Genomic DNA, 12,364 nt, shown 5'->3' with positions numbered 1-12,364 from the left:
CCTAACCACCCACACACCACGGTCTTGCCCGTATGAATGATCCAGGACCGGATGCCCCGAGCCAGCGAGAGTTGGCCATTGCCGCTGAAGCTGACGATCAGCAGCGGTGGCCAACTCGGAGGAAGCAAAGGTGGACCGTTCACAGCCGGCCACCTTCTGTTTGGAGAGAGGCGTAACGGGCTTCCGCGACCAGGGCGACCCGCCGCTTCCGCATGCCGATCCCAAGGCGTGCCGTACCGCCTGGCACTCCGCAGCCCGCGCCGCAGGCGGGGAAGTCAAGGACTTCACGGAGCAGAAGTACCCGCAGAGCTTCCACAGCGCCACGATCAAGGCTCGGAGCGGCACGCACATCGGGCTGTTTCACGCCCACTACCGGCTGATCGCCTTCGCCTCCGACCGACGCTCCTCGTACACCGACGAATTCCAGGAACCACCTGCCTGGGCCGCTGCCCTCAGCGATGACGGCTTTGCCGTCCTGAGCGCAGTACAACTTCTGTCACCGCTGGCGGACTCGGACACCTCTGCCCTGTCCGCCGCGGAGTGGCGTCAGATCAGGTACTGGCAGCCGGCGACTCTCGGCGCAACGCTCTTCAACGCGTGGGACTGATGGGCCAGTGGGCCTTAAGGCGCGTCCGACGGTTCGCGTGACTGAGCAGTGCTGAGGTCGCTCGAACCATCAACGCGCAACAGGGCTGCTCCCGCGCCGTAGCCACCAGGTACGACAAAAAAGCGTATGCCTTTCACGGCACGGTCACCCTCGCGGCGGTCCGGCTCTGGCTTCGCGCATGACCTGCCGGACAGCCCTCAGCTAGCGGAGTCCGTCCGGTGGCGGTGCGTCACGACGATGTGCAGATCGCCTCTGCAGTCACTTTCTGGGGTGTGCCCGTCGTGTTCTCAGCAGTGATCTGCCATCCGGTGCCGTTGGGGAGTGCGCGAGAGGCGCCGATGAATGCCTGGCCGCTGGGGAAAGAACCACCACCGCTGGCTACTTGGCCGGGGCCGCAATTGGCAGTCGCAACACCCTCGTCGCCGGGCTGGACGGTGATCTGGTTGCCGAGCCGGGGCTCATGGGCAATCGTCGAGCACAGGGCGACCGCATTGAAGCTCTGCACCGCGTTCGAATTATTGAAGACCACGGTGTGGTAGGCCTGGGACAGGGCGGAGAACCGCAGGCCGATGACTTCGATGCTTGTCGCCTCCCACCCTCCGCCGGTGGGTGTCTGGTTGCCAGGGCAACGGACGTCGCTGATGCCGCTCTGCGAGTGGGCGGGCACCGTGAGGGGGTTATCGGCAGCCACGCGTGTGTGGGACTGAGCGGTGCAGACGACGAAGGCTGAACCTCGCCGCTCCACGCCCGATTTGTTGGTGAACTTGACTTCCCACACATTGCCACGGGGTGACGAGCCGGTCATGAAGAGCCCTTTACCGGACCTGACGCCGCCGCCTCCGCTCGGTTCACGGCCGGCTGGGCACGGCACGAGGGTCGTTGTGGAGACGCCTGCCGGGATGACCAGCTCGCCGCCTTGAATCCCGGTGTGATCCATCGGGGCCGCGGCTCTGGGCTCGGAGGCCGGCGCGCTGCTTGCCCGGCCGACGGCATCGGCCATTCCTGCGGTGAGGGTCAGGGCGGCGACCGCCGCCATCACGGGAATCCTGATCCACTTCACTTCGTCCTCCCCGAGGCCGTTACTCCTATAAGGCAGGCATGCCCTATACACCCGAAAGAACCCAGAAAGTCACTCGTCTGAGCTAACAGGCCTCAAGAACTCCACTCGCACGAGTGGCCACCCTGGAAAGAGCAACGCAGGGACCCGGGCCTCCTCCCCAAGGCACGCACGCTGTCGGCGAGGTCGTTCCACCATCGGTGGGGCGCGCCGCCGCCTTACGGCTTCTCCCGGCGGGCCCTGAGGGGTGCGCCAGCGTGGGGCCTCGTCGTGTGTCAGCAGGCCCCGAACGACCAGAAGACGCCTACCTCGTCGTCGGTCACGGCGATCAGGCCCAGGTCCTCGAACAGGTCGAGGCCACCCAGGTATGCGGAGGTGAGGAAGCCATGGGAGCGAGTGCCCTGGAGACCCGCCGTGAGGAAGTCCGGGGACGGGTCCGAGGCCGCTGCCGTCGCATTGGTCCAGTAACGCGCGGTGGGACCGTACCTGTCGAGCAGGGTCCGGGCATCCGCCAGCACCGCGTCGCGGTCCGGGCGGGAGCGGACGGAAGCGGGCTCCGATTGCCATTCCTCCGTCATGACGGCGAGCGCGGCGACCGCCGCCTCCCTTTCCAGGGGGTACAGGCGGTCGGGGAACTCCGATGCGGCCGGGGGGTCGAAGGGGTAGGCGGGCACCGTGTGGCGCGCTGCGTTGTTGCGATCGCAGTCCAGTCGCAACCAGCCGCGGGGGTCGGGGACCGACCGGTGCAGCACGGCGAGGGCATCGCGTGCCCAGTCCTCCTGCCGACGAGGTCCGGTGGCCGCGAAGGCATAGACGTCGCCGAGCAGCCGCAGTGCGGCCGCGTTCCAGGGACAGCGACGGCTGCGGAACTCCGTCAGGAGGCTGCCGACCCCGCGGCCGAAGGCCCCCTTCGGCTCGCGGGGGATGCTCCGGAACTGGCCGATGACCCAGTGGAGGAGTTCGCCGGCTCCGTCCCCCGAGTCGCCGACCATGACGTCGGGGAGCGGGAGGTCCCTTCCGTCCCAGCGAGCCTCAAGGTAGGCATCGAGCAGGTCCAGGGCAGGCCGATCGGCAGTCGGGTCGGCAGTCGGTTCGGTAGAGGGGGCGGCAGACGGGGGCATTTCGTCACTCTAGGACGTCAGCCCGCGGCCCTGCAGTCCTCCTGCGGCAGAAGCCGGGTTCCGGTCAGTCGAAACAGTCACTCACCGGGTCTGCCACTGATGGCCCGGCAGGAAGCGCACGTCGTACCGCTCGGGCACCACCGCGAACTTATGGGGTTCCGGGACAACGGGCTGGTGCGGCAGGCCAAGCTGTTCCGCAGGCGCGCCGAGGTTCTCGAAGAACCGCTCGAAGGTGCCGCCGGGGCCGGCGGCGACGCCGACGACCTGGCTGTGGTAGCGCTCCATGCGGTAGGCGTGCGGGCAGTTCTTGGGTACGAAGCCGAAGTCGCCGGGGGTGAGCAGCTTCTCCTGCTGATTGCCTTCGGTGTCCTCGACGAACAGCCGTACAGCGCCCTGGGTTACGTAAAAGACCTCGTGGGTGTCGGGGTGCAGGTGGGCCGGGATGAGGTCGCCCTTGGGGCCTTCGACGGTGAAGAAGTTGAAGGTGTTCTCGGTCTGTTCACCGCCGGCGTAGATGGTGATCAGGTCGCCGAACAGGTGGGCGCGGTCTCCTTCGCCCTTCTCGATGAAGTAGGGCTTGCCCGGCTCGGACGGTATGTGCGAGGCCTGGCGGTAGCGGGTGGCGTACTCGATGGTCATGGGACTCCTTGGGTCCATCTCGCGAATGTCAGGTAGCCTGACATGTGCCAGCGCCGACAGGCAAGCCGACCGTGAGGAATCCATGCCGTCCACCCGCCGCAACCTCCCCCAGCTGTTCAGCGACGCCCGTCGCTGGTTCGACGAAGGATTGCTGGCAGCCCTGGAGGCAGCCGGGGCCACACCGGTCTCACCGACACAGGTGCAGCTTTTCGCCGTACTGGACGACCACGGCACCACCGTGTCCGAACTCGCCCGGCGCATGGGCGTCACCCGGCAGACCGCACACCAGGCCGTGCACGGACTGGTCGGCGTCGGACTTCTCGAGCAGATCCCCGACCCCGCCTCCGCCCGCCGACGGCTGATCCGGCGCACCGAGGAGGGCGAACGCGCACACCACCAGGCCGGCGCCATCCTCGAACGGCTGGAGGAGCAGCTCGCCGAGCGGATCAGCCGACAGGCGGTCGATGCCCTGCGGGCAGCGCTGGAGACGCCGTGGGGCCCACCCCCTCCCCCGGCCTCATGAGGTCGGCAGCGCGAGGATGAGGTTCCACGGGCCGTCGCGGAAGGGGCTCTGCGCGTACGCAAGGACCCCTGTCCGAGCTGTATCGCTCTCCAGTACTCAGCGGTAATGTGTGCGCCCGTCAGCAGCCAGGAGGGCGACGTGAACGTTGTCGGCAGCAGCTCCGATCCTGTCATCGAGCACGAGAAGACCCGTGCCGCGCTGCGAGCCATCGTCCCGCGCCTGGCGCGCCTGCTGCGCGACGCGCCCGATCTCGGGGCGCCCTCCGGGGTGCCGGTGTGGACGGTGGGAGATGTCGGCGCGCATGTGGCTGCCGTGTACCTGGCGTACTGCTCCGCCTTCACTCATGAGTTCCAGGACTGGGAGAGCGTCCTGCCTTCCGGCGACCGATCGTTCGTCGAACGGATCACGGCCGTGAACGCCAAGGCGATCGGCCTGTTCGGCACTGAGGAGCGCAGACACCTCGGCGACTTCGTCGCCGAGCGGGGCGAGGCGTTCCTGCGGGCCACCGAGGGGCTCGCTCCGCACACCCCCGTCGTCACCCCCTGGTACGGGGAGCAGGTGACGCCGACGTTGGCGACGGCCACCGGAATGGTGCTCAGCGAGAGCCTGCTCCACGGCCTCGACATCGCGCGCGGCGCCCGGCTCCCGTGGACGATCGGCCCCGAGGAGGCACGCCTGGTGATCGGCCAGTCCATGCCGACCATGATGCCGCTCAGCCTGGACGCGGCGAAGGCCCGTGGGGTCGACATCGCCTTCGACCTCGCCATCAGGGGAGGCCCCCGGCTGGCGGTCGTCGTCCGCGACGAAACGGCCACCGTGACCCGCGACGCGCCGCCCCGGGCCTACGACTGCCGTATCTCGGCGACGCCGACCGCGTTTCTCCTCGTCGCGTTCCGGCGCACCCCACTGTGGAAAGTGATCGCGCGCGGCGGGATCAGAGCAGGCGGCCGCAAGCCGTGGCTTGCCCCGCGCCTCAGCGACCTCATCGCCAGCCCGTAACGTCCAGCGCCTGTCGAGTGAGCCCATGGGCGAGCAGCCGGGCGGCTCGGCAGCCGGGTCCGTCCGGCCCGGGAATTCAGCCCGCGCTGCGCTCCACCTTGTCCACCTCGCACTTGACGCCGCTGGTGGACGCGCCCGCCTTGGGCGTGTAGGGAGCCACGATGTCGAGATTGTTCCAGCGGCCGGGACGGATGAAGGAAACAGACGTGGTCCGGGTGGCCACCGGAGTGCCGTCAGGGGCCGTGAACTTCACGGCGACCTCATAGCTGTAGGTCGCCGTCACATCATGGTTGAAGACCATCACGCTGGCCGATATGCCCTTCTTGTCGGCATACGTACAGGCGGAGATCTCTACGTCCTTCAGGGCGTCACGGCTGTCGTCAGCACGGGTCGCCTTGTCGGCAGCGGGCGGGCCGCTTGAACCGGAGGCCGAACCCTGCCCCGCCGGATCACCGCTGCAGCCGCTGATACCCATGCCGACCAGGGCGACGAGGGCGAATCCGGATGCGGCTGCGGCGCGAGCGCGTTGGAACTTCACTGTTGGTTCTCTCGATCCAGTGGTGTGGGGATGGCGCTCCGTTCCGGCGCCATCAACAAGCTCGCGTCACGCTAGGCAACAGCCCCGCACCTGGCCATACCGCCGGTAACACTGTGACAGAGTCGCGACCGCATAGATCCCAAGTCCTGATCAGCAGACGGCAGAAACCCAGACGACCCGTACGCAACCCCCATACGCTGCGGGAATCAGGACAGCGACCTCGAAACGGGACCACGGTTGCCAGGTCGACTCACCGGCTTTCCTGTGAATGCGGGCGCCCGGTGAAGCGGTGCCACCAGTGACGGCGCCGGGGGTGCACGGCCCGGCCCAGCCTGCGGCCGATCACCAGATAGCCCAGCAGCGCGCCCGCGGTATTGAGCAGCACATCGTCGATGTCGAATGCCCGGCCGGTGATGAGGGCGCCCTGGACCAGTTCGACAAGCAACATCACCACTGCGGTCACGGCAGCTACGCGGATCAGCCCCCGGGCGCGGGGCACCAGTACCGGCAGCAGCAGACCGAACGGAATACCCAGCGCGATGTTGCCGCCGAGCTGCTTGAGGGTGTCGCGGAAGGCCGGTCGGGCGAGGTACTCGCGCACGGAGTCACCCGGGCGCAGGTTGCTGTGCGTCAGCGATTCCGAGGCAGCCGAAGGTTCCAGCGTCAGCCGGGCCAGCACCACTCCGAAGGCCACCATCCCCGCGAAGGCCAGCAACATGACCAGCACGCGCACCGGCCGTGACAGCCGGTGCGCGTCGGCCGCCGCCCGGCTGTCCATGTCCTTCGCGGCATCGTCGTGCGGGACTTTCCGTACCATCACGAACGAACCCCCTGTCAGGGTCGGCCTGTCTGCCTCTATCCGTTACCCCCGACGAACCTGATAACCCCCGCAGCGAAGCGGATCCGGACCCGAACGGGGCCGGGAAACCCCGGCCGCCGCTCCCGGAGCGTGCGTGCGCAGGCGTTCAGCCCAGGAATGCCGCAGTGGTCGCCACGAACCGGTCGGCATCGTCGAGCCACGGGTAATGCCCGGCTCCGGGCTGCACGGCGAGCGTGGCGGCGGAGAACAGGCCCGCGAATTCGGCCACCGACCGCGGGGGGCTGTTCAGGTCGAACTCGCCGGCGAGCAGCAGCACGGGGACCTCGCAGGCGGCGAGCGCCGCACGGGTGGCCTCCGGGTCGAAGGCGCCCTCGGCCGCGAAGAGCGCGACGGCCTCCATGTTGCTCGGCTGACCCGCCGCATGGTGCTTCTGTGCCGCAGCGTCCCACCGGCCGCAGAAGAAGGGAGCGATGGCCTCCCAGTCGCTGCCCGTGCCCTCACTGATCGCCTCCAAGGCGGCGAACGCCGCCGGGAACCACGGCTCGTCCTTCCGGAGCCGCGCGAGCTCGCGCCGCGTCTCCCCGGTGATCGCTACACCGACGGCTCGCGCACCGGGGGTGATCAGGGCGAGCTTGCCGACGTGCTGTGGGTAGCGCGCCGCGTACTGTGCCGCGAGGTTCGCGCCGCCGGAGTGAGCGAGCAAGTCCATCGGGGCCAGTCCGAGGTGTTCGCGCAGCGCCTCGACGTCCTCGACGAGGCGATCACAGCGATAGGAGGTGGTGTCTTCGGGAACCGCGGACCGGCCGGTGCCACGAAGGTCCAGGAAGATCAGTCGGCGGTGCGCGGACAGGCCGCCGAGGTCGCCGAGGTAGAGGGAGTCCGAGGGGCCTCCAGGGAGGCAGACGACCGGGTCGCCGTCGCCGGTCACGCGGTAGGCGAGCCGGGTTCCGTCAGGCGCGGAGAAAGTAGGCATGACTGAACACTGTCACGCCCGCGTCGACGCGCTACGGCGCCTCCCGGAAAGATCCGGAAGTGCGACCACCGACCCTCGTGGGCCTCACGCGCCCAGGGTGACGTGATGGTGCTGCCGCCCCACCTGGTGAGCCCGTGAGCCACTGGCCAACTCTTCCAGCCCCGGGTCAGTGTCGGAAGCTGTAGCGGATCAGGCGGGAGCGAGCGTCTGCCTCGCTCAGCCCGAGAGCCGTTCCGATCGCTTCCCACGACAGTTCACCGGCCTGTTCATCGGCCTGCGTGTGGTGAGCGGCACGATGGCCGATGCGGCCGGTGATGCGCTCCAGCGCTGCCACGGCTTTCAGCGCGGCCACCGGCGCCTCCTCAGCCAGCATGTCCAGTTGCTCCTCCACCCGCTCCAACAGCTCTTCCAGTCCGACGGGCAGCGGCACCGAGCGCGCCCTGACCTCGCTGATGTGCTGTTCCCAGTCGCCGCGCGGGCCCGAGGTATCCATGGAGTGGCCGTCGTCGATCACCTGCGGCCAGTCGATCGGGTAGCGGGGCGTGCCGCGCCAGCCACAGGAGCACGAGCCCCGTAACGCGGCTGCCTTCGGCGCGCCGAATCTGCCGTCGTACACCCGCCAGTCGCTGGTCGGGGGCGGTCCGCCGCCGCTCCCGGCGTCGAGGTAGACGGGCTTGGGTTCGCTGCCATCGGCAAGGACGGCCCCCGCCCGCCCCTCGTGGTACGACCCGAACTCCTCGGCCTGCCACCCCATGGCCTCTCCCTCCTGCGAGCGGTACGGAACACAATCTTCCATGGACCGACCATGCCGGAGCGGTAAGGCCTTTGGCCGACGAACACTCAAATCGGCCAGGTCTACGGCGCGTTGGTGAAGGAACGGCGGTAGGAACGGGGCGGCACACCCCGGCGGCGCACGAACTGTTCGCGCAGGACGGCCGCGCTGCCGTAGCCGACCCGGTGGGCGATCTCCTCGATCGGAAGGTCCGTGGTTTCCAGGAGTTCCTCGGCGCTGCTCAGTCGCAGGTTCCGGAGCCAGGCGTGCGGGGTGGTGCCGGTCGCGGCGGCGAAGCGCCGGGCGAAGGACCGCTTGCTCATCACGGCGCGTCGGGCCAGTTCCGCGACGGGAAGCGGCTCGTGGAGGTGCTCGCGCGCCCAGGCGAGTACCTCGGCGAGCCGCTCGTCCCGGCAGTCCTCGGGGACGGGGGAGGTCAGGTACTGGGCCTGGCCTCCGTCCCGGTGGGAGGGCAGCACCATGTCGCGGGCGACGGCGTTGGCCATCGCGGCCCCGTACTCCCGCCTGAGCAGATGCAGGCACAGATCGAAGCCCGCGGCGGCTCCCGCTCCTGTGGTGATCCGCCCCTCGTCGATGTAGAGGGCGTCGGGGTCCACGACGACGTCCGGGTGGCGGTGGGCCAGTAGTTCGGCGAACCGCCAGTGGGTGGTGGCCCTTCGGCCGTCGAGCAGCCCGGCGGCGGCGAGGGCGAACGTGCCGACACAGTGGGCTGCGACCAGAGAGCCGCTCTCGTGCGCGGCCGACAACGCGTCGAGCACGGCGGGGCCCGGTGGCGTACGGAAGCCGGCCCATGGCAGGGCGATCACCAGGTCAGCGGCGGCCAGCCGGTCCAGGCCGTGCCCGACCATGAGCGGCACCCCGAGGTCGGTGGGGACCGGCCCGGGCCGGTCGGTGCACAGCGCGAAGTCGAAGCCGGGCAGCTCCTCCCCATGCGGGCCGAACACCTCGGCGACGATGCCGACGGCGAGCATGCCGACCCCGGGCGGGGCATACGCGGCGACGGTCAGGAAGGGCGGCACGGAAAGCAGTATCGCACTGTGGCAGTAATCCTGCGATGAGAGGCATCCATGCCACTCGTGGGCGATCGGCCGGCCCGGAAGGATGAGGGGCATGACAGACGCACCGCTCGGCCGCAGCGCCGTGTACACGATCCTGACCACCGGTTACGTCGGCTCCACCGGTCCCGGCGTCGCCGCCACTGTCTCCTACGTCACCGACGCCGGCCGGCACATCATCTTCGATCCGGGCATGGTGGCAAGCCACGACGACATCCTCGGCCCCCTCGCGGAACTGGGCCTCGGCCCCGACGACATCACCGACGTCGTCCTCAGCCACCACCACCCCGACAACACCATGAACGCCGGCCTCTTCCGCCGGGCCCGGGTCCACGACCACAAGGTGGAATACCTCGGCGACCAGTGGACCAACCGCGACGCGGAAGGCTATGAACTCACCCCCTCACTACGCCTGATCCGCACCCCGGGCCACAGCCCCGAGGACATCACGCTGCTCGCCGGCACCCCCACAGGCGTCGTGGCGTTCGCCGGCGACCTCTGGTGGCACGCGGACGGTCCTGCCGACGACCCCGTAGCCCCCGACCGCGAGATACTTCGCGCCTCCCGCCTCCGCGTACTGGCCACCGCCGATCTGATCGTGCCCGGCCACGGCGGCCCCTTCACCGCCGACGACAACACACCACGCTGACTCCGCCCGCAACCGCCGCCGCTACCTGCGACGACGGCGGAGCGAGCCCACCGTCCCCGGCCAAGCGTTGGCGACGGCGAGAACGGCACGCTGCCCGAGTACCCCTTGATCGGCCGGGCCGGGCGAGGCAAGCGTGCCGCCGGCGTCAGGAGCTCGTGAGGATGACGAGTTGCTGGGTCGCGCGGGTCATGGCGACATAGCGGTCGACGGCTCCTTCGATGCCCTCACCGAACGTCTCCGGGTCGATGAGGACGACCAGGTCGAACTCGAGCCCCTTCGACAGTTCCGGCGTCAGCGATCGGACGCGGGATGTCGCCCGGAACGCGGGATCGCCGATGACGCAGGCGATCCCCTCGTCATGTGCGGCGAGCCAGGTGTCGAGGATCGCGCCCAGATCCGCGACGGATCCGTGCACGACGGGGATGCCGCTGCTGCGGATGGAAGTCGGCACGTTGGCGTCCGGGAGTGCGGCGCGGACGACCAGTTCGGCTTCCGCCATGACCTCTTCCGGCGTGCGGTAGTTGATGCTCAGGGAGGCCACCTCGATCCGGTCGAGTCCGGCCCGCTCGAGCCGTTCCTGCCACGACTCCGTGAAACCGTGCCTGGCCTGGGCGCGGTCACCGACGATGGTGAAGCTCCGGGAGGGGCAGCGGAGCAGCAGCATCTGCCATTCGGCGTCGGTCAGTTCCTGAGCCTCGTCCACGATGATGTGGGCGAACGGTCCGGCGAGCAGGTCCGGTTCGATGCCAGGCCGTGCGCTCTCGTCGATCAGGCTGTCCTGCAGGTCCCGTCCGTGCAGCATCCCCACCGCGCCTTCGCTCTCGTCGATCTCGACGTTCTGCAGCAGGCTGTCGATGGCATCGGCCCTGCGCGCGCGTTCGGCGGCGACGGAGGCGTCGTGCCGGCGCTTGCGTACGGACGCCTCCGGGTCGCCGAGCCGCTGCCGGGCGGCGTCCAGGAGCGGCAGGTCGGAAACCGTCCAGGCCTGGACGTCCTTCCGCTGCAGTTTGCGGACCTCGTCGGGGGCGAGGTGCGGAGCGCACTTGCGCAGGTAGGCGGGCACCGACCACAGGTCCCCGACGAGGTCACTCGCTTCGATCATCGGCCACGCGCGGTTGAGGGTCCGGATCAGCTCCCGGTCCTGCAGCAGCGACCTGCGGAGCAGCTCGGGCGGAGCGTCACTGTCGTCCTTGTCCATCAGGATCGTGAGCAGTTCCTCCCGGATCTGGTCGCGCGCCTCGTTGTGCGGTGTGCCCGGCTCCACTGCCTCGAACGCCGCCGCCCAGTCGTTGGCGCTCAGCCAGATGTCGGACCAGTGGGTCGAGACCGTCATGCCCTCGGTGGGCGGCTCCTCGTAGATGCCGACGGCTGGTTCGATCGCCTTCACCAGGTCCGCGGACGACTTCAGGAGGGCCACGTCCGGGTCGGTCTCGAGCACTGCTCCGGCTCCCTCGGTGACGAGGTCGCGGACGGTGCAGGTCTGCACGCCCTCCTCACCGAGACTCGGCAGGACATCGGCGACGTAGGCCAGGTAGGGCCGGCTCGGACCGACGAACAGTACACCGCCCTTACGGTGACCGAGGCGGGGGTCGGAGTAGAGGAGGTGGGCGGCCCGGTGCAGAGCGACGACGGTCTTGCCCGTACCGGGGCCGCCGTCGACGACGAGAGCACCGCGGGATCCCGCCCGGATGATGGCGTCCTGATCGGCCTGGATGGTGGCGAGCACGTCTCGCATCCGGGACGACCGGTTGCCTCCCAGGCTGGCGATGAACGCGGACTGGTCGTCGAGCGCGGCGTGCCCCTCGAGCCCGTCGGCGGTGAACACCTCGTCCCAGTAGTCGCTGATCCGGCCGCGGGTCCAGCGGTACCTGCGGCGACTTGCCAGACCCATCGGGTTGGCGTGGGTCGCGGCGAAGAACGGCTCGGCCGCGGGGGAACGCCAGTCGAGCAGCAACCGGCGACCCGTGCTGTCGGTGAGGCCGAGTCGCCCTATGTACACGGAGTCGGCGTTGTCCGTACGGACGATGTGTCCCAGGCACAGGTCCAGGCCGAAGCGTCGCAAGGTGCGCAGCCGGCTGGTCAGGCGGTGGATCTCCGCGTCCCGGTCCATCGCCTCGCGGCCGATGCCGCCGGGCGCCTTGCGCGTGGTCTCCAGACGGTCGGACAGTTCGGCGATCGTCTGCTCGAGGCTCTCCGAGATGGCCGCGAAGTGCTGCTCGTCGCCGTCGATCAGCGCCGGGGTGGCCTTGGCGGAGAGGCGGTCGGGAAGGTCGAACGCGCTGGTGGTCAGGGAGTTCATGGTCATCAGCTCCGGTCCGAGGTCGCTGCCGCGACGGCCGACGGTACGCACACCCGCATCTCGGTGCCGAGCGCCCGCACCCGCGGTACGCGTCCCACCACCGACTCGACGTCACCGCACGACCCATGGACCGACAACAACACACGCACCTGGTGAATCTCCTATTTCCGCAGGTCATGAGCTTGAGCCGCGATTCTGCACCACGACCGGGGCCTTGCCGCAAGCCCCCTGCTGCGCTATAAGTTAAGAGTGGCGAGGAGTGGTTGTTCCTTTTCGCCGTCTCGTCCCTCA

The 12,364-nt window shown here is 69.2% G+C and carries 13 protein-coding genes and 1 pseudogene; 5 read left to right on the top strand and 9 right to left on the bottom strand.

The features are described 5' to 3' along the window. Positions 1 to 106 precede the first annotated feature (106 nt). The gene (locus tag JO379_RS32690; protein WP_307842204.1) at positions 107 to 607 is read left to right on the top strand and encodes a hypothetical protein; all 501 of its coding nucleotides are present in this window, start codon (positions 107 to 109) and stop codon (positions 605 to 607) included. A 53-nt stretch (positions 608 to 660) separates the two neighbouring features. After that, positions 661 to 789, top strand: a pseudogene (locus JO379_RS33560) (IS5/IS1182 family transposase); the annotation flags it as partial. Between the two features lie 47 nt (positions 790 to 836). Here JO379_RS33560 and JO379_RS32685 read toward each other — a convergent pair. The 3 genes from JO379_RS32685 to JO379_RS32675 form a co-directional block, all read right to left on the bottom strand. Beyond that, on the bottom strand, positions 837 to 1,667 hold the full coding sequence (locus JO379_RS32685; protein WP_209518364.1) for a hypothetical protein: 831 nt from the start codon (positions 1,665 to 1,667) through the stop codon (positions 837 to 839). Between the two features lie 272 nt (positions 1,668 to 1,939). Further along, positions 1,940 to 2,785, bottom strand: a complete 846-nt coding sequence (locus JO379_RS32680; RefSeq protein WP_209518362.1) for a hypothetical protein — start codon at positions 2,783 to 2,785, stop codon at positions 1,940 to 1,942. 81 nt (positions 2,786 to 2,866) lie between these two features. After that, on the bottom strand, positions 2,867 to 3,424 hold the full coding sequence (locus tag JO379_RS32675) for a quercetin 2,3-dioxygenase (protein WP_209518360.1): 558 nt from the start codon (positions 3,422 to 3,424) through the stop codon (positions 2,867 to 2,869). A gap of 82 nt (positions 3,425 to 3,506) precedes the next feature. Between JO379_RS32675 and JO379_RS32670 the strand changes: the two genes are divergently transcribed. Together JO379_RS32670 and JO379_RS32665 are read left to right on the top strand one after the other, a co-directional pair. Further along, the gene (locus JO379_RS32670; protein ID WP_209518358.1) at positions 3,507 to 3,947 is read left to right on the top strand and encodes a MarR family winged helix-turn-helix transcriptional regulator; all 441 of its coding nucleotides are present in this window, start codon (positions 3,507 to 3,509) and stop codon (positions 3,945 to 3,947) included. 138 nt (positions 3,948 to 4,085) lie between these two features. Continuing rightward, entirely contained in the window at positions 4,086 to 4,946 is an 861-nt protein-coding gene (locus tag JO379_RS32665; RefSeq protein WP_307842203.1) for a maleylpyruvate isomerase N-terminal domain-containing protein, read from the top strand. 76 nt (positions 4,947 to 5,022) lie between these two features. Here JO379_RS32665 and JO379_RS32660 read toward each other — a convergent pair whose 3' ends face one another. From JO379_RS32660 to JO379_RS32640, 5 genes are all read right to left on the bottom strand, one after another. After that, positions 5,023 to 5,484, bottom strand: a complete 462-nt coding sequence (locus JO379_RS32660) for a hypothetical protein (RefSeq protein WP_209518355.1) — start codon at positions 5,482 to 5,484, stop codon at positions 5,023 to 5,025. 250 nt (positions 5,485 to 5,734) lie between these two features. Further along, positions 5,735 to 6,262 (bottom strand): VanZ family protein, encoded by a 528-nt coding sequence (locus JO379_RS32655; RefSeq protein WP_245381614.1) that lies wholly within the window; start codon positions 6,260 to 6,262, stop codon positions 5,735 to 5,737. A gap of 187 nt (positions 6,263 to 6,449) precedes the next feature. Continuing rightward, positions 6,450 to 7,277, bottom strand: a complete 828-nt coding sequence (locus JO379_RS32650; RefSeq protein WP_209518352.1) for an alpha/beta fold hydrolase — start codon at positions 7,275 to 7,277, stop codon at positions 6,450 to 6,452. Positions 7,278 to 7,443: 166 nt separating this feature from the next. After that, positions 7,444 to 8,031, bottom strand: a complete 588-nt coding sequence (locus JO379_RS32645) for a hypothetical protein (protein ID WP_209518350.1) — start codon at positions 8,029 to 8,031, stop codon at positions 7,444 to 7,446. Positions 8,032 to 8,132: 101 nt separating this feature from the next. Continuing rightward, positions 8,133 to 9,041 (bottom strand): GlxA family transcriptional regulator, encoded by a 909-nt coding sequence (locus JO379_RS32640; RefSeq protein ID WP_209519028.1) that lies wholly within the window; start codon positions 9,039 to 9,041, stop codon positions 8,133 to 8,135. A gap of 139 nt (positions 9,042 to 9,180) precedes the next feature. Between JO379_RS32640 and JO379_RS32635 the strand changes: the two genes are divergently transcribed. Continuing rightward, positions 9,181 to 9,774, top strand: coding sequence for an MBL fold metallo-hydrolase (locus JO379_RS32635; RefSeq protein WP_209518349.1), 594 nt, complete (start codon positions 9,181 to 9,183; stop codon positions 9,772 to 9,774). A gap of 145 nt (positions 9,775 to 9,919) precedes the next feature. On the opposite strand, the gene helR is transcribed toward JO379_RS32635, so the two are convergent. Continuing rightward, entirely contained in the window at positions 9,920 to 12,073 is a 2,154-nt protein-coding gene (gene helR / locus JO379_RS32630; RefSeq protein WP_209519026.1) for an RNA polymerase recycling motor ATPase HelR, read from the bottom strand. Positions 12,074 to 12,364: the final 291 nt, after the last annotated feature.

The organism is Streptomyces syringium (assembly GCF_017876625.1).
Lineage (GTDB): Bacteria > Actinomycetota > Actinomycetes > Streptomycetales > Streptomycetaceae > Streptomyces > Streptomyces syringius.
Note: the sequence above shows the minus strand (reverse complement) of the source record. Positions and strands in the feature narration are given on the sequence as shown.

Bases quoted from the DNA above. Each gene is read 5' to 3' on its own strand.
- JO379_RS32680 (WP_209518362.1), bottom strand. From the start codon at position 2,785: ATGCCCCCGTCTGCCGCCCCCTCTACCGAACCGACTGCCGACCCGACT.
- JO379_RS32675 (WP_209518360.1), bottom strand. From the start codon at position 3,424: ATGACCATCGAGTACGCCACCCGCTACCGCCAGGCCTCGCACATACCG.
- JO379_RS32670 (WP_209518358.1), top strand. From the start codon at position 3,507: ATGCCGTCCACCCGCCGCAACCTCCCCCAGCTGTTCAGCGACGCCCGT.
- JO379_RS32655 (WP_245381614.1), bottom strand. From the start codon at position 6,262: ATGGACAGCCGGGCGGCGGCCGACGCGCACCGGCTGTCACGGCCGGTG.
- JO379_RS32650 (WP_209518352.1), bottom strand. From the start codon at position 7,277: ATGCCTACTTTCTCCGCGCCTGACGGAACCCGGCTCGCCTACCGCGTG.
- JO379_RS32645 (WP_209518350.1), bottom strand. From the start codon at position 8,031: ATGGGGTGGCAGGCCGAGGAGTTCGGGTCGTACCACGAGGGGCGGGCG.
- JO379_RS32640 (WP_209519028.1), bottom strand. From the start codon at position 9,041: ATGCTCGCCGTCGGCATCGTCGCCGAGGTGTTCGGCCCGCATGGGGAG.
- JO379_RS32635 (WP_209518349.1), top strand. From the start codon at position 9,181: ATGACAGACGCACCGCTCGGCCGCAGCGCCGTGTACACGATCCTGACC.
- helR (WP_209519026.1), bottom strand. From the start codon at position 12,073: ATGAACTCCCTGACCACCAGCGCGTTCGACCTTCCCGACCGCCTCTCC.